Origin of the sequence: Shewanella sp. (genome assembly GCF_047975355.1) — a bacterium.
Classification (GTDB): domain Bacteria; phylum Pseudomonadota; class Gammaproteobacteria; order Enterobacterales; family Shewanellaceae; genus Shewanella.
Window position 1 is genome coordinate 1 of the sequence record NZ_JBKEDJ010000074.1, and the last position, 16,740, is coordinate 16,740.

Annotated in this window: 18 protein-coding genes and 2 tRNA genes; 12 read left to right on the plus strand and 8 right to left on the minus strand. The window is 45.6% G+C overall.

Annotated features, from left to right (window positions below; genetic code table 11):
- The 8 genes from ACK5NH_RS17560 to ACK5NH_RS17595 form a co-directional block, all read left to right on the plus strand.
- On the plus strand, positions 1–165 hold a 165-nt coding region (locus ACK5NH_RS17560), incomplete at its 5' end, for a GNAT family N-acetyltransferase (RefSeq protein ID WP_416922164.1).
- Positions 166–199: 34 nt separating this feature from the next.
- Positions 200–595 (plus strand): hypothetical protein, encoded by a 396-nt coding sequence (locus tag ACK5NH_RS17565; protein WP_011625878.1) that lies wholly within the window; start codon positions 200–202, stop codon positions 593–595.
- Between the two features lie 167 nt (positions 596–762).
- Positions 763–1,158, plus strand: coding sequence for a hypothetical protein (locus tag ACK5NH_RS17570; RefSeq protein WP_416922152.1), 396 nt, complete (start codon positions 763–765; stop codon positions 1,156–1,158).
- Between the two features lie 224 nt (positions 1,159–1,382).
- Positions 1,383–2,447, plus strand: coding sequence for a DUF2157 domain-containing protein (locus ACK5NH_RS17575; RefSeq protein ID WP_416922153.1), 1,065 nt, complete (start codon positions 1,383–1,385; stop codon positions 2,445–2,447).
- Positions 2,440–3,576 carry a DUF4401 domain-containing protein gene (locus tag ACK5NH_RS17580; RefSeq protein ID WP_416922154.1) on the plus strand — a complete coding sequence of 379 codons (1,137 nt, stop codon included), beginning with the start codon at positions 2,440–2,442 and terminating at the stop codon, positions 3,574–3,576. Before ACK5NH_RS17575 ends, ACK5NH_RS17580 begins: the two co-directional genes overlap by 8 nt.
- On the plus strand, positions 3,576–4,091 hold the full coding sequence (locus ACK5NH_RS17585; RefSeq protein WP_416922165.1) for a GDYXXLXY domain-containing protein: 516 nt from the start codon (positions 3,576–3,578) through the stop codon (positions 4,089–4,091). The genes ACK5NH_RS17580 and ACK5NH_RS17585 overlap by 1 nt, the downstream gene beginning before the upstream one ends.
- Positions 4,092–4,331: 240 nt before the next feature.
- Positions 4,332–7,178 carry an ExeM/NucH family extracellular endonuclease gene (locus ACK5NH_RS17590; protein ID WP_416922155.1) on the plus strand — a complete coding sequence of 949 codons (2,847 nt, stop codon included), beginning with the start codon at positions 4,332–4,334 and terminating at the stop codon, positions 7,176–7,178.
- A gap of 205 nt (positions 7,179–7,383) precedes the next feature.
- Positions 7,384–7,812, plus strand: coding sequence for a DUF6678 family protein (locus ACK5NH_RS17595; RefSeq protein ID WP_416922156.1), 429 nt, complete (start codon positions 7,384–7,386; stop codon positions 7,810–7,812).
- Between the two features lie 58 nt (positions 7,813–7,870).
- On the opposite strand, the gene atcC is transcribed toward ACK5NH_RS17595, so the two are convergent.
- The 7 genes from atcC to orn form a co-directional block, all read right to left on the minus strand.
- Complete coding sequence (gene atcC, locus ACK5NH_RS17600) at positions 7,871–8,767, minus strand: cold adaptation protein AtcC (RefSeq protein WP_416922157.1); 897 nt, start codon at positions 8,765–8,767, stop codon at positions 7,871–7,873.
- Positions 8,768–8,777: 10 nt separating this feature from the next.
- Entirely contained in the window at positions 8,778–9,536 is a 759-nt protein-coding gene (atcB, locus tag ACK5NH_RS17605; RefSeq protein ID WP_416922158.1) for a cold adaptation protein AtcB, read from the minus strand.
- Complete coding sequence (atcA, locus tag ACK5NH_RS17610) at positions 9,536–10,069, minus strand: cold adaptation protein AtcA (protein WP_041412985.1); 534 nt, start codon at positions 10,067–10,069, stop codon at positions 9,536–9,538. The genes atcB and atcA overlap by 1 nt, the downstream gene beginning before the upstream one ends.
- Positions 10,070–10,207: 138 nt before the next feature.
- Positions 10,208–10,492 carry a J domain-containing protein gene (locus tag ACK5NH_RS17615; protein ID WP_011622321.1) on the minus strand — a complete coding sequence of 95 codons (285 nt, stop codon included), beginning with the start codon at positions 10,490–10,492 and terminating at the stop codon, positions 10,208–10,210.
- Positions 10,493–11,033: 541 nt separating this feature from the next.
- A tRNA-Met gene (locus ACK5NH_RS17620) sits at positions 11,034–11,110 on the minus strand.
- Between the two features lie 58 nt (positions 11,111–11,168).
- Positions 11,169–11,244 (minus strand) — tRNA-Gly (locus ACK5NH_RS17625).
- A 182-nt stretch (positions 11,245–11,426) separates the two neighbouring features.
- Positions 11,427–11,990, minus strand: coding sequence for an oligoribonuclease (gene orn / locus ACK5NH_RS17630; RefSeq protein WP_416922159.1), 564 nt, complete (start codon positions 11,988–11,990; stop codon positions 11,427–11,429).
- Positions 11,991–12,101: 111 nt separating this feature from the next.
- On the opposite strand from orn, the gene rsgA reads away from it, so the two are divergent.
- From rsgA to ACK5NH_RS17645, 3 genes are all read left to right on the plus strand, one after another.
- The gene (gene rsgA, locus ACK5NH_RS17635) at positions 12,102–13,157 is read left to right on the plus strand and encodes a small ribosomal subunit biogenesis GTPase RsgA (RefSeq protein WP_416922160.1); all 1,056 of its coding nucleotides are present in this window, start codon (positions 12,102–12,104) and stop codon (positions 13,155–13,157) included.
- Between the two features lie 92 nt (positions 13,158–13,249).
- Positions 13,250–14,215: an archaetidylserine decarboxylase gene (gene asd / locus ACK5NH_RS17640; protein ID WP_416922161.1), complete on the plus strand. Its 966-nt coding sequence runs from the start codon at positions 13,250–13,252 to the stop codon at positions 14,213–14,215.
- 148 nt (positions 14,216–14,363) lie between these two features.
- Positions 14,364–15,077, plus strand: coding sequence for a glycerophosphodiester phosphodiesterase (locus ACK5NH_RS17645; protein ID WP_416922162.1), 714 nt, complete (start codon positions 14,364–14,366; stop codon positions 15,075–15,077).
- A 12-nt stretch (positions 15,078–15,089) separates the two neighbouring features.
- On the opposite strand, the gene epmA is transcribed toward ACK5NH_RS17645, so the two are convergent.
- Positions 15,090–16,073, minus strand: a complete 984-nt coding sequence (gene epmA, locus ACK5NH_RS17650; RefSeq protein ID WP_416922163.1) for an elongation factor P--(R)-beta-lysine ligase — start codon at positions 16,071–16,073, stop codon at positions 15,090–15,092.
- Between the two features lie 494 nt (positions 16,074–16,567).
- Here epmA and ACK5NH_RS17655 point away from each other — a divergent pair.
- Positions 16,568–16,740: FAD-binding protein (locus ACK5NH_RS17655; RefSeq protein WP_416922166.1), on the plus strand; the 173-nt coding region annotated here is incomplete at its 3' end.

Genomic DNA, 16,740 nt, shown 5'->3' on the forward strand with positions numbered 1-16,740 from the left:
GTGCAACAGGCGACTGAGTATGCCAAAGCCCAGGGCGCTCGCGCCTTAGTGCTCGAGACCCAAAAGGATAATGTCCGCGCGCAGGGATTGTATGAGGCCTTAGGGTTTGTGCGGGATCAGAAATTTTTAACTTACGAGCTTGAGATCCACTCATTGCTTAAGTAGTTTATGCTTAATTGCTAATAAAAAGGACAATAAGATGTTTAAAGCGTTTGCCGTTGCCGGCTTAATGTTAACTGTGAGCCATAGCGTAGTTGCCGATGAGGCAGAAAAGGCCTTTAGTAAAGAAGCCATTGAATGTGCTGCTTATTATCAAATCAGTTCAGAGGCCATTGGCGCCATGAATGCTCCGCAAATGCAGGCTGTAGGTGAGCGTTTAAAAACCTCTAAAGTCGAGGCTGAAAATCTGGCGAAGAAGTATCAATCAGAAGCCGAAGTCACCCAAGCGGTGGCCGACGCTAAGGCGCGCCAGATCCAGAGTTTAGGCGGCTCAAGTAACTTAGGTGCGCTGATGGGCAAATACAAAGAAGAATGTAAAAACCTGTTAGCCGATCCGCAAAAGCGCCTCGATTACTGGACCATGGCCACCATGTAAGTATTGCGTGTGATAAACAAAGGAGCCTGAGGCTCCTTTGTTTTATTATCTAAAGAATGATTTTTTGAATTAGCGTTAAGCACCTGCAATAGAGTTGAGCTTTGGCGGGTCTTACTCCCTAGATATGCAAGGGCCTGATGGCCGCGAATAAGGGCGAGAGATAACCAATGATCAGTCTGGCAATAGCAACAATCCTGAGCGCTGGCGTGTGCGTTTATCACTTAGTGGAGGGGAAACAAAAGCGGCTGCCGAAGCTGATGAATGCGCATTTGTCTGAGCCAGATAAACAGTGGTTTAGCGCGCTATTTTATTGCCAATCGGTATTCTATTTATCCACTACCGCCGTGTTTTTGGTATGCGCCCTCAAACTCCTTCCTGAAATGTATGGCTACAGCTTATTACTGTTTTTGGGACTGAATTACGGTATGTATGCGATTTGGCTTTTTTACGTGGCCTTATTATCCCCACCCCAAGCCAGCCTGCGCCTACGTTTGCAATCCTTAGTTTTTTTATTGCTAGCCTTGCTTGCTGTGCTGAGTCCACTGCAGTTGCAAGCACTTTAGTTCGATTAACCATTTTACCCTTCAAAAGACAGTGCTTTATCCCTTTGGTTGATTTATGGATAAGGCTGAAGATTCACTTATCTATTTGCTCTATTGATCAATACAATAGGGACTATCTTTGGCAATTTACTTGGCAGGTTTGTAGTGCGCCTAGTGATAGCACTTAGTGATAGCATCTGGTGAAGTTGTGCTGTCACGTCAGGTAATAATAGGGAGATTTCAGATTGCGCCATCTTACCTCGCACGTCTATGAATGGCTGGAACAGGGACATATCACGCCAACCGAGGCAAATGAACTGTATCGACAATTATCCGTGCCACCCAACGCCGCCAGTTGGCGCAGCTTATTGGCGCAGCTTTTACAATGGTCGGGGGCGTTAAGCTTTGCCTGCGGAGTGATTTTCTTTTTTGCCTATAACTGGCAGTCCCTCGAGCGAATGAGCAAGTTTGCGCTGATTGAAGCGGCACTATTGATTAGCCTTGTCAGCTTTGTCTGGCTGTATTATCGCAGTGCGGCGAAGCGGCTCGTTGACCCTTCTCATTCTTTATTTGGAGCAACCCTTGCCAATGCTGCGCTGCTGGTGGTGAGCATGTTAGTGGGAGGGCTGCTCGCCCTGGTCGGGCAAACTTATCAAACCGGCGCCGATCCTTGGCAGTTGTTCGCCATTTGGGCGCTTGCAATTTTGGCCTTCGCGTGGGTGGCAGGCTTTGATGGCCTATGGTTATTGCTGGTGGGGCTAGTCAATTTAAGCCTTGGGTTGTATGCCGATACGACTTCGCTCTGGCTAGATGAACAGTTGTGGTTATGTCTCTTCGTGGTCCTTAATCTGACTATCTACTACGGTTTTGTGTTTCTCGGCAGTAGCAGCAGACGTTGGCATGCGCCATTTGTAGAGTATGCGAGTTCACTGACGGCCATGGGCTGTTTTACCTTACTGGTCTGTTGGATGATTTTTGAGCCGAGCGACACTAAACCGCTGCTTGTCGGCGTGTGGGTTGGCTACGTTGTCCATCTATTGTTTGGATTCTGGTGGTTCAGGCACAAACGATTGCAGGTTTATCCCTTGGCGTTGGGTGGCTTTAGCTTGATCACCGTTGGCGCGGCGCTATTCACCGAACTGCTGTTTCGCGATAGCGATCCCATTGGCGGCTTTTTGTTGATTGGGCTTTACATCATTTTAGCGAGCACAGGCTTAAGTGCGGTGTTAAGGCAATTGCATCGGCAAGCTAAAGCGGGAATCTCACCTACGCAGATACCCAGCGAGAATGAGGAGCTAAGCCATGAATAAGCACCCGAATGAGCTTCAAAATGAGTCGCTGCGAACAAGCGAGATATCTGCGGCGCAATCTCTGTGGGAGAGTTTGTATGCTAAGGGCGCAGTGAATACCCCTGAGTTGCCCGAATCCCAAGATATGCCCTGGTATATCGCTTTGATGCAAGCCGGTGCGGCCTGGATAGCCGCTTGGTTTTTATTAGGTTTTATGGTGTCACTTTTCGATAGCCTATTGGGGCGATTCGAAGGGGGCGCGGCACTCTTTATCGGTGGTAGCTATCTAGGCTTAGGGCTTGCTTTATATTGGGGTGGGCGTCAACAGCATTTTTTGCAGCAGTTTGCCTTTGCCTCCTGTTTAAGTGGTACGCTTGCCTTGGCTTGGGGGCTGTTTGATTTACTCGGCGAAGCGTTCAATCTGGCTTGGTATCTGAGCATGGCGACACTGTTTTTAATGCTTTGGGGGATTATCAAACACGCAGTGGCCCAGTGGGTATTTGCATTTGGCTGTAGTGTCTGTGTCACCGGCCTGTTGGCCGAGTGGCAGCTATTATCGTTAACGCCAACGCTATGGCTGTTGCTATCGAGTATTGTGCTACTCAATCTTCACCGCACAGGGCACCACTATCAAAGGGCGAGAATGTGGATTTTTGCCACCAGTGCAAATCTGCTCACTATACAACTTATGCATGTGTTGAGTCTGGATAGCGAGTTTTCGCAGTTGTATGCCGTGGGTTGGCAGTCGGGGATAACCGCGCTTCATTTACTGGTCGTGTTTGCCATCTGCAGCTTTTTACTCCTGAATCTGTGCAAGCAATGGCAGATCCTATTCACCCATCCCGCCATATTGTTCGCGTTTTTAGGCTTAGTGCTTATTAGTGCACTGTCTTTGCCTATGCTGGGCTTATCGACGGCTGTGCTACTGATATTGTTGGGGCACTGCGGGCACGAAGCGTGGCTTAAGGGGATGGGGATTGCCTCTGGGCTGGTGTTTGCTGCGGGCTATTATTATTCCCTAGAGACGACCTTGATGCTTAAATCTCTGTATTTGATGGGATTAGGCGGAGTGCTTATTATCGCGAGATTGCTGATGTGGCGCTATTTTCCCATCAAACAAGTGCAGGTCGCAGCAAAGGAGCAAGCATGATGAATCAAGCGACCTTAGCATTAAGCCGTTTTCATAAGCGCGCCATAGTCTTAGTGGTGTTTACCGCCGCGGCACTGTTGATAAGTATCAACTGGCGAATCGCCCAGTTTGAGCAGTTATTACAGGATGGCCAAGTGGTACGTTTTGCATTTGCGCCAGTGGATCCTCGCTCGATTATGCAGGGGGATTACATGGCCTTGGAGTATGCCATCGCGCAGGAGGTGCGCGCCGCGTTGCCTGAAGGAATGACGCAGGGACAACTGCTGTTGACGCTCGACGCGCAAAAGGTGGCGCACTTTGTCGGAATTTACCGTGGCCAGCCCAAAGCTGCCGAGCAACTCACGGTAGATTTTCGCCTGCGCAATCATAGACTAAAGCTGGCTTCCAATAGTTTTTTCTTCGAAGAGGGCCAAGCCGACCATTTCAGCCAAGCAAAGTATGGTGAGTTTAGAGTCAGCGATAAGGGAGAATTGTTGTTAGTCAGTCTACTCGATGCGCAGTTGCAGCCGCTATAACGGGTAACCCTGATGTTCTTTAACAAGATGGTGAGCCATGCCCGCCATCTTCGCTATTTTTCCTAGTCCAATCCGCTAAATTGCCGCCTAAATATCCATCTTAAGTTGCAACTTATGTGCAACCAATTTGTAACCTTGATTCCCTATAGTATCGTCAGTTTTCGAGGCTAAGTGCTTCGTGAAATCGTAAGTCTTTAACTTCAATACCAATATAAAAAAAGATACTTATTAGGGGTCATTATGTTTAATAACAAAACGCTGTTGGCGTTAGCCATCAGTGGCGTGTGTGGGTTTGCTCATGCTGCCGATAATCTGATTATTTCTGAATATGTTGAAGGTAGCGGCAATAACAAAGCCATTGAGTTATACAACCCAACCGCCAGCAGCATCGATTTAAGCCAGTATCAATTGCGCTTCTATTTTAATGGCAGCACAACGGTGGGCACGACTATCGCCCTGACCGGCACCTTAGCCGCAGGGGCGACTCATGTGGTTGCTGATAATGATGCATCGGCCGATATTCTGGCGGTGATAAATCAACAAAGCAGCGCGAGTTTTTTCAATGGTGACGATGCCATTGTGCTGACCTATCAAGACCAAGTGATTGATAGCTTAGGCCAAGTGGGCGTCGATCCCGGCACTGAGTGGGGCAGTGGTGATTTATCGACGCAGGACAATACCCTGCGCCGCAATCCCGATCAGCTAATCGCCGATCCTATTATTGATGATGCTGTCACCTTTAATACATGGTTAGGTTTTGCCAAAGACGATATCTCGGATCTGGGTAAGTTCAGCGTGGGCACACCAACCGATCCTGTTGAGCCGCCACCGAGTTCATTAGCCTGTGGTGAAGCCTCAACGCCTATCCACGCTCTGCAAGGTTCGACCAATGTCAGTCCGTTAAACGGACAAACCTTAGTGGTAGAAGCCATTGTGGTGAGTAACCAAGAAGCTGGCCTAAAGGGCATCTTCGTGCAAATGGCCGACAACGAAGCCGATAACGATCCACAAACCTCGGAAGGGGTGTTTGTTTATACCGGTAATGCACCTACGGGTTATGTGGCGGGCGACCGTGTACGCTTAAAGGCTAAAGTCACTGAATATCAAGGCTTAACGGAACTGACTACCGTTGCCGATCATAAACTGTGTGCCGCCGGACAAACCCTACCCACAGCCGCCGTGGTGACCTTACCTGTGAATTCGAGCGATGACTTTGAACCATTTGAAGGCATGCGCGTCCGCTTTAGCCAAGATCTGGTGATAAACGAAGTCTACAATTTAGGTCGCTATGGTGAAATTTCACTCGGTAGCAGCCGTCACTTTATTGGGACGCAAGTCGCCGCGCCAGGCACCGATGCCTTAGTCGTCACTGCTGCCAATCTCAAAGACAGTATTTTACTCGACGATGGCTTAACGGCGCAGAACCCTGATCCTGTGATTTTCCCGGCGCCAGGTTTAAGCGCTGCAAACACTGTGCGTGTGGGCGATAAAGCCACGGGCCTGATGGGCGTCATGCACTATGGCTTTAATCTTTATCGCATTATGCCGACTGAGCCAGTTAATTTTGTGGCGGAAAATCCTCGTCCACAATCGCCAGTACTAGCCGAAGGCGGCAACCTCAAAGTCGCCAGCTTTAACGTACTGAACTACTTTAATGGCGATGGACAGGGCGGTGGTTTCCCTACTGCGCGTGGTGCCAATACCCTGAGTGAGTTTGAGCGTCAAAAAGCGAAGATTGTCAGTGCTATGGTGGGGATCAGCGCCGATGTGTTTGGTCTGATGGAAATCGAGAACGATGGCTTTGGTTCAAACTCGGCAATTGCCGATCTCGTGGCGGGCCTCAATGCCGCCGTGGGTGAAAATCGCTATGCCTATGTTATTCCAAAGGTTAATGGCACTAACTTAAGCGCAATTGGTACGGATGCGATTACCGTCGGTTTAATCTACCGCAGTGACAAAGTTAGCCCTCAGGGTGATGCGCGTATTTTATCAAGCGCTAACTCTCCCTTAGATGACGCCGCGCAGCCGCTATTCGATGACAACAAAAACCGTCCTATGTTGACTCAAGCCTTCGCGATAAATGGCAGTGAAGAGAGCGTGGTGGTTGCAGTTAATCACTTGAAATCTAAGGGGAGTGAGTGTGCTGGCGATCCAGATATGAACGATGGCCAAGGTAACTGCAACATTACCCGTACTCGCGCAGCAACGGCGGTTGGGCAGTGGCTTGCGGCGCAATATCCAGAGCAAGGCGTACTGCTGATTGGCGACTTAAACTCCTACGCCAAGGAAGATCCCCTAAGCGCATTGGCTAACGCTGGCTTTAGCGAGTTGTTTGCAAAACTTGAAAAAGCCAATCCTTATTCCTATGTGTTCTCGGGTGAATCGGGCCAGTTAGACCACGCGCTCGCGAATGCTGCGTTAGTGGATAAAGTCGTGGATGTAACTGAGTGGCATATCAATACCGATGAGCCACGGGTGTTAGATTACAACGAAGAATTTAAAACCCCTGCGCAGGTGCAAGACCTATACACCAGTGATGCTTATCGCTCATCAGATCATGATCCTGTGGTGATTTCACTTCTCCTTGAAGCTGAAAAAGTCGCCCCTGAAGCCAGCTTCACTCAGGCTGTGAATGGTGCAAGTGTGCAATTTACCTCTACTTCAACAGATAGCGATGGCCAAATCGTCTCTACTGAGTGGGACTTTGGCGATAATAGCCAAGCCATGGGCGAGTCGGTATCCCACACCTATGCGCAAACTGGTGATTATCTTGTGACGTTAACCGTGACCGATAATGACGGCTTAAGCCATAGCAGCTCACAAATGGTGTCTGTCGTGGTTGAGAACGTGAAGAAACCACCCGTTGCGCAAATTCAGCACATCAATTTATGGCTAGTCGATATGTTTATTTCGACCAGCTATGACACAGACGGTGTGATCAAGCAGCATAAGTGGAAGTTTGATAACGGTAGCCGTGCCAGTGGTCCAGTGGTGTTTCGTCAAGCTCGCCGCGGACTCCATACGGTCGAGTTAACCGTAAAAGACAATGATAAATTAACGGATACCACGTCACTGACCTTCCGTTAAGCGTTAGCCTCTTTCTTTAAATATCAAAAGCCTGCATTGCAGGCTTTTTTACGTTTATTCACTTACTTAATGACTATATTCACTGACTGTATCAATTGACCATAGCGTGCTTTAAATTCAAGCTAAGTCGATTTAAGTATCTATCCGCTTAAGCTAAGATGACGCCACTTATGGATTTTTACTCACAGGGAGCACACTCATCGCAATGAATGCAGACACCTTGGCGTACCTCAATCAGCACCAATTAACCTCGGTGATGAATCTGACTAAATGGCGTCAGCTTGAGCAGGCGCTCCATGAAAAGCCGGACTTTGTGCCCCATGTGCGTTACAAGCTGCTGGAAGATGAAGGGCCAAATCCAGGTTTTACGCCTGTGTGGTGGGAGGAGTTACTCGCAATTTGCGAGAGGATAGAATGGCTTGAGATTAATCCGCTCAAAAGAGAACACCGCGGCAGATTACTGCCGGAAAAGACCACGGATTTCACTGATTATATCGAGGCGCAACTGCACAAGTATCGGCTCCCCTACAGCAAAGAAGCTCAAGGGATCCGGATTTGGGGCTATCTTCGCCCCGATGCGGCTATGCCGGTATTTTGTATTGCAGCTGGTGGCGAGACGATAAAGGAAGCGTAAGCAAATTCAGACGACAGATAAAAAGCGGGGCGCTAATTGATTAGCGCCCCGCTAAGGATTAAAGCACGATATAAAGCGGCCAGCCGAGTAGACCGACGAGTCCTTCTTTATGCTCGAATCTTTCTAAACGCTCAGGGGAGGCGTCGCTCAGCAGCAGTTCGCGGTAGCTTTTTGCGAAATTCAATGTACGCAGCAATGCTGGCGCAAAGTTTTTACCCAGATCTTTACCGATGGTCTCGGCCAGTTCCGCTGGGAGTTCCGCCAAGGCTTTTTGGGTTTGCTGCTCGATATACTCAAGGCTAAACCATTCGTCCTGCAAGCTGATTTTGGCAATGCGCTTTTTCAGATCTTGTCTGACTTTGGCATTATCAAACAACATCCGATACAACACTGCTTCGGCCAATACGCTCTCCAGATTTAAGAAATCCAAAGGATCGTAGCTGGTTTGGGCATAAAACTGCGCCATTAGCGCCGCAATCGATTGCTGACGTTGGTGCTCGGCCAATGCATCCCGGTAGGCCTCATAGCCCAGCCATTCTTCGGCATCTGGCGGCGTAGAGACTTGTTCCAGCAGGAATTTATCCACATCACCATAGAGTGACTTACCATTCACCAGCTTATGTTTGCTGACGACGCTGAGCATGCTCCAACCCTTTTGGAAGCATTTGACCACGCCATCGGCGGTGAGCAATAAACGCACCGCTTGCTGTTGATCCTGATCAGACAGTTCCATTAATCCGAGACTGACGACGCCAATCACATCGTGCGCCGCCTGTTCGAGTAAGTGCATCTTGTACTTGTTGTAGAACTTATCCGCCAATTTGAGGCTCATCAAAATGGCTTTAGATTTGATTTGTGCGAGCTGCTCACCACTAAGGGTATCGTCTGCTTGGCCTTTGGCCAACACCTTGCTCAGGTATGGGCCTTGGTCTAAATCACGCAGTACCAGTTGCATCTAGGGATCCTTAATCTAAAAAGCTAAACATATCATCCACTTCTGCGTATTCATCCGTGACTTGGTTTTTCTCTTTCGCTTGGATAACCAGTTCATTGACGAACTTATTAATGATCATCTCCCAGCCAGAGCTTTCGTTACGCAGCAGGTTTTTAATGGCTTTTTCTACATCGGGTGCCAGCTCATGGATTAACGCCATCAGACTACGTGGGTCATCTAGGCTTAAGCTATGGGCTTCTTCACTGTCGACACGACTGTCATAGCCGACGGTGTCGGTATCTTCTTCATCGTCATAATAATCGTTGAAGTGGTCTTCATCGTCGTGGCGCTCACCCAACATCATCTCGATAAAGGGGATAGACAGATAGAAGAGGCCGGCGGGATCTTCGGCAATGCACTCTAAAATAGCGGTTTGTTTTTCTTCGCTGTCTTGGATGCGAATTAAATAGGTCAAAAAATCAAAGGTATGCTGAATGAGTTCTTCGGCATTGTTCTTGATTTTTTCTTCCCAATACAAAGGTTGCTGACAGACGATGTCGCGAATTTGCTCAGGGGTCATCAGCTCCGACATAATTGACGGGCAGGAGATATCTTGGTGACTGTTGATTTGCGTCAGGGTCACAATATCCATTTTTTCAATGACTTCAACTAATTGCTCATCGTTCATTGTGGTGGCGATGAGTTCGAAACGTTTACTGGCCTGTTTTGGCTCGACATCGGCGAGCTCTTTAATCTCGGCAACAGTTATTTCAATGAGACTAGTGTTCATTAGCGGTCCTCATCATCGTAGTGATCGTAGTAGCCATCTTCCTCTTCGCCGTCATCATCGTCGTCATCGGAATAGTCGGCGTAATCACTGTCTTCGTCTTCAAAATCATCGTCAGCGCTGCGTTTAGGCGCAGGTGCACTTTTGCCTTGGTTTTCCAGTAAATAGAGTACGGCGCAGCTTTCAATCAATAAATCTTCTGAATAGGCGCGCACCGCTTGCACTAATGGAACATCGGCATTGTTAAAGCCGATAGTGACCTTGAACTCGTCCCACTCGGGTTGCGTTGCGGTGTTAATCCAGTGAGCCCACTTGAGCTTGGCGTCACTTGGAAATTTTACTCGGCCATAGAGTGCTACAGGCAGATACTCGGGTACCGACTCGAGCATTTTTGGATCGGCCTGTAATACTTTTTTGATTTGACTGGTAAATTGCTCCAATGCTTTGGGCGTATCCGGGTCATCATAGGACTCGATATTGTCGTAGGCATTGGTCTTAAGCTCATTAATGCGTGAGATATTCAGTTTTTTGGCCATGGGCATGTCTCGAAATAAAAAGCTATCAAACTAACAGCTTCTCAAAATAAACCGTGTTGCAATATAAGGCACAAATTAAGCTGCTTGGGTAAAAGGCTCGTTAATTTGGCGTTCCCAGATTTACTGGAAATAACCCGATTAAGGGTAAAACTGATCCCATAATTCGCGCATCGCGCCATTAGGATCCGTCACTATCACGTTGTTGAAATCTCGGATAAACGCATTTCTAAGCTTGGGATCGGAGAGAACTTCGTAAGCTTTTTTCACGCGTTCAAGTTGTTGTGATGCTTGCTCTTTTTCTTCATCAGAGGCACCTAACAACTTATCGGGATGGTATTTGTTTGAGAGCCGGCGATAGGCTTTTTTAATGTCGTCTTCTTTGGCGCTAGGCTTGATACCGAGCACACTAAAGTGGTTAATCATATTTGTACCTGCAGGCGATGGGTTGGTATCGCAAGATAAAAGGCTAAGTGCTGATTATCTGTCAATTTGTGGAATTATGATTAGTCAGCGACGGATCATAGCAGAAATGCCTGTTTGGCGGCAAATGACTATGGCGGCATTTATGGGGAAAAGTGAATACTTTATTGGGGTTTGTGAGCATAGACAAGAGTGCATGCTGAAGGCAAGTGGTGACAGTGGCGCTGTAGACGCATACATCGACTCACACTGTTAGTTTTTCACAAGTTAACCGGGAGTGTTCGTTAATCACAACTCGATATAGTTACAGCATGTAGACAAATGATGAGAGCAAATCAGTGTAATACGAATTTTTTGGTCATAAAAAACAGCTTATGCTGGCCTGGTACTATCTTGTTTTATTGGTTGCGGGAGTTGAACCGACGGCCTTCGCCCGTTGTTTATAGAGGGCTGAGCCCGACGAGCAGGCCTGTTACCACTCGTTGATACGATTTTTGGGCATAAAAAAACCAGCTGATGCTGGCCTAGTATTATCTTGTTTAATTGGTTGCGGGAGCCGGATTTGAACCGACGACCTTCGGGTTATGAGCCCGACGAGCTACCAAGCTGCTCCATCCCGCGTCCGGATGTCATTGTTAAAGCACAATGAAAGCTTTATCTCTAATTAAAGAGAAGAATTTGGAGCGACACACGAGGTTCGAACTCGTGACCTCAACCTTGGCAAGGTTGCGCTCTACCAGCTGAGCTAGTGTCGCTAAATGCTTAACTTATCTTTTCAGACCTAAGCTGCTAAACAATGTTTCCGTCGTTTAGGGCTGCGAATTATAAGAGCATTTTTTTTTGATGCAATAGCTAATTTAAAAAAAATTGCATTTTCTTTTCTAGTTGCCTGAAAAACCTACAATTTGATGCAGATCACACCAATTAACCCTAAAAACTAGATGGTAAATACAGTTTCTCGGTAATATTTTAGCTCTGAAATTGATTCACGAATATCATCTAAAGCTAAATGACTACCCATTTTTTTGTGCCCATCTAAGATTTCTGGCTTCCAGCGACGTGTTAATTCTTTAATTGTGCTCACGTCTACATAGCGGTAATGGAAATATTCTTCCAACTTCGGCATGTGTTTGTATAAGAAACGGCGATCTTGGCCAATGCTGTTGCCACAAATTGGTGATTTACCTTTTGGTACCCATTTTTCTAAAAAGGCAATTGTCTGCTCAATCGCTTGGTCTTCATTTACCGTACTTTCTTGTACTCGCTTCACTAAACCACTATTGGTATGCGTATTTGTGCACCAATCATCCATCTTGTTAAGTTCTTCTTCTGGCTGATGAATGGCAAGCACAGGCCCTTCTGCCAAAATATTCAATTCACTGTCTGTCACGATAGATGCGATTTCAATAATCTTGTGTTCTTCAGGATCAAGCCCTGTCATCTCTAAATCGATCCAGATGAGGTTTTGTTCACTAAAAGCGGTATTTGTGGTTGATGACATAGATATTTGCCTTTTTTGTCCTGAAAAGAGGTATCATACTCTGCTTATATTAAAAGCAAAATAAAGCTGAAGTGTATTATAAGCACTTTCGCAAAGGAAAAAATAAACCTCGTGGCAAAAAAGAAAAAACTCACCAAAGGCCAAGTTCGCCGAGTTCGCACCAATCAGAAAAAACGTCTCACCCATGAAGAATCCGTTCAGTGGGATGAAAGCATGTTGGGCAACATGAAGAAAGGTTTAGTCATCACTCGATTCGGCCAACATGCTGATATTGAAGATGTAGAAACTGGCGATATTCATCGTTGTAACTTACGTCGAGGCATTGAAAGCTTGGTGTCTGGCGACCGTGTGATCTGGCGTCCAGGTTTAGAATCTATGGCGGGCATTTCTGGTGTAGTTGAAGCCGTTGAACCTCGCACTTCGGTATTGGTTCGCCCTGATTACTACGACGGCGTAAAACCTGTTGCTTCGAACGTAAACCAAATGGTGATCGTTTCTTCTGTTTTGCCTGAACTATCACTGAATATCATCGACCGTTATTTAATTGCGGCTGAAACACTACAAATTGCACCATTAATCGTGCTCAATAAAATTGATTTAATTCCAGAAGGTGAATTACCTCAATATCAAGAAGCACTGCGCCATTATGAAGAAATTGGCTATAAAGTTGTGTTTGTAAGTCGTGAAACAGAGCACGGTCTTGAAGCGCTAGAAAATGAATTAAAAGATCGCTTGAGTATTTTCGTCGGTCAATCTGGCGTAGGTAAATCTAGCCTTGTGAATGCTTTGATGCCAGAAGTTGAAGCGCTTGAAGGCGAAGTTTCAGAAAACTCTGGCTTAGGTCAGCATACAACGACAACGGCACGCTTATATCATTTCCCACATGGTGGTGATTTGATTGACTCTCCGGGAGTGCGTGAATTCGGCCTGTGGCATTTAGAAGCCGAAGAAGTGACTAAAGCCTTTGTTGAATTCCAACCTTTCCTCGGTGGCTGTAAATTCCGCGACTGTAAACACGGTGATGATCCGGGTTGCTTATTGCGTGAAGCGGTTGAAAAAGGCGATATCGCTCAAGTTCGCTTTGATAACTATCATCGCATTATTGAAAGCATGTCGGAAAACAAAGCCAATCGACAGTTTTCTAAAAACAAGAAAGATATTGGTTAATCACTCATAATCGATAATGTAACTATATCTCTTTATCCATTTGAAATGGCTGACAACCTATTCTATTTTCAGTAGAATCGTCCGCCATTTTAATGAAAAAATGCTCAACAAATACGGATACCATAGTGATCGATAAAATTAAAATTACGCTGCAATATTGGATCCCACAACACGGGTTAACTCGCTTTGCTGGCAAATTAGCGTCTGCGAAGATGGGCAAACTGTCTACTGCTGTGATTCGTTGGTTTATCAAGCAATATAAAGTGAACATGGACGAAGCTTTGCATTCTGATCCAAGTTACTTCCGCAGCTTTAACGAATTTTTTGTGCGTGAATTAAAAGACGGCATGCGTCCAATTGCAGAAGGCGAAAGTGTTATTGTTCACCCTGCCGATGCTCGCACTAGCCAATTTGGCCCAATTCAAGATGGCCGTTTGATTCAGGCTAAAGGTCACGATTTCTCAGCGAAAGAATTATTAGGTGGCGATGAAGCTCTAGCATCTGAGTTTACCGATGGTGAGTTTGCTACTTTGTACCTATCGCCAAGTGATTACCACCGCGTACATATGCCATGCGACGGTACATTACGTCAGATGATTTATATTCCGGGCGATTTGTTCTCGGTAAATCCGCTAACTGCTGAAAATGTACCAAACCTATTTGCACGCAACGAACGCGTGGTTTGTATTTTCGATACAGAATTCGGTCCAATGGCACAAGTGCTCGTTGGTGCAACGATTGTTGGTAGCATTGAAGTGGTTTGGGGTGGCACAATTACACCGCCAACAGGTTCTTCTATCTATCGTTGGAATTATGAAACCACAGGCGAGAAAGCGATTAAGTTCAAGAAAGGCGAAGAAATGGGTCGCTTTAAACTTGGCTCAACCGTAATTAACTTGTTTGCTAAAGATAAAATTCGTTTTGATGACAGCATGAAAGAAGGCGAGAAAACCGTTTTAGGTACGCCTTATGCTCACATTACTGCGTTGGAAACAACGGAAGTAGTTGAAACTGCAATTGCTGAAGAAGTTGATTCAGAAAGCACATCAAAAGAATAAGTAGCTCTATTCGCTATATAAAATCAGACAAATCAAAATGGCAGCTTCGGTTGCCATTTTTTGATCTCATTTCTCTGATCTATCCTACATTCTGCAATTTAAAATATGCTAACGTTGCCAATGTAAACTTAACTTGAAAGGATTCCGTATGATCGTTATTGCTCACCGTGGCGCACGTTCCACTCACCCTGAAAATACCTTATCCGCCATACAAGCCGCTATGGATATGGGCACGAAAGCTATTGAAATTGATGTGCATGAACACGATGGACAATTTTGGGTTATTCACGATAAATGGCTCAACCGCACTACCGATCATATTGGCAAACTGCATTGGTTATCGAGCGAGAAACTCAAACGAGTCAAAGTCGGTAAAACCGAAAGTATTCCAACCTTGGTCGAAGTGCTCAAACTTATTAATGGTCAATGCGCCCTCAACATTGAAGTAAAAGGAATTCAGCATTTCGATTTGCTTTATCACCATTTGAATTTTGCGGTCGAACAATGCCAATTCAAACCGGAGCAACTCATCGTTTCGTCTTTTAATCACAATTGGTTAGAGCAAATTAAGCAAGAACAACCACAATGGTTAATTGGCGCATTATCAGCATCAAAAGGAAAAGATAAAGCCACTTTTGCCGAGCAACTCGGAGCGGTCAGCATTAACTTAGATTTGGATGTGATTGATGAAGATTACGTTCAGCATGCGAAATCTTTAGGGCTTTCTGTTTTTGTTTATACGGTCAATCAGCCTGAAGATTGGCAATGGCTGGATGAAATGGGTGTGGATGGCGTATTCTGTGATTGTCCGGCTGAGGCTATGAAAATTTATCCTCAGCCAGCTAGTTTTATATGGAACTAGATCTTCAAAAGATTAAGCGCGAGGGAATGGGAAAGCTGTCACTTGATCAATGTGAATCTGATCTGTTTGATCTTTGCCGATCGCCAGCATAATCAAGCGATCGATTCCCAAAGCCACACCAGCACATTGCGGTAAACCGGCCTCTAACGCAGCAATCAGATGATGGTCGATCGGTTGTGGTTGTAAGCCCATTTCCACACGCAGTGCGTTATCTTGTTCAAATCGAGCTAGTTGTTCTGGTGCATTATCCAACTCATGGAAACCATTGGCTAATTCAATGCCTTTGAAGTACACCTCGAAACGATCTGCAACACGAGGATCATCTTTATTGATTTTCGCTAGTGCTGCTTGTGAAGCTGGAAAATCATAAACCATCACAGGGACACGTTGCCCAATATGCGGTTCAATGCCAACACTGAATAACAACTGCAATAAGGTATCTCGGTTCTCTTCTGGTTCAGCGATATCTTCCAAGCCTAATTCTTTTGCTGCTTCTTTAAGTTGACGCATGCTCGATTCAAGAGGACAAAGGTCTAACACTCGCTGGAAAGCTTGCTGATATGTGATTTTTTCACACGCATCACAATCTAAAACGCTTTGTAGAAGTTCATCCATTTCAGCCATAAGATCATGATGATCGAATTCAACCCGATACCATTCCAACATCGTGAATTCAGGGTTGTGATAGCGGCCATTTTCTTCATTACGAAACGATTTACAGATTTGGTAAATCGAACCACTTCCAGCTGCTAATAAACGTTTCATGTGGAATTCGGGGCTGGTCATCAAGTACACGGTTTTTCCACCAGCAAACTCAGGGCCAATAAATTCCGTTTTAAAAGTATGAAGATGGACATCCGTGACTGTCGCATGACTCATCGCTGGCGTGTCGACTTCTAGCACTTCTCGCTCTGCAAAAAATTGACGAATCTGAGCAAGAATAGCTGCTCGTTGTTTTAACTGGTCAATGGAAGAAGATGGTTGCCACATATTCATTTCATACTCTTAATTTTACTGACTGACGGAAATGAGACCCCTAAAGGAAATTCGTCGCTAGTGTAATCAAACTCACTCATCTTAACCATTGCTAAAATCTAATCAGAAGAAACAATTTATTACCTTTATGATTTGATAAATTTTTATTCCATTTAATTAAAAGAATGTAGTTTTTAATGTCTAATCTTCGCAAAAATAGATTCACAATTGCCGTCAACTAAATCAACACGATACATATCTAGCAAAAAACACATTCACCAGGGCAATCGTTTGCATTCTATGTAAATCAAATTTGAAAAGCGTGATTCAGCTTACAAACCCTTTGTTTTACTACCACTTTTGAGGTGGAATTTGAATCTTTACCCCGGTGAGATCAATTTATTTTTTGCCAATTTTTTTTACACTTATGCCGCACAAAAACTAATAATTAACATTTTCCCAATCGTGCTCGTGAAACAAAAGATTGTGAGCACATTTTACTCTGGAGGATAACTGTGAAAGTCATTACCACAGATATCGCAGTCATCGGCGCTGGCGGCGCTGGTTTACGTACTGCAATTGCGGCAGCAGAAGCAAACCCTGAACTTGAAATTGCACTGATTTCTAAAGTGTATCCAATGCGTTCTCATACGGTTGCTGCCGAAGGCGGTTCAGCGGCAGTTATCAA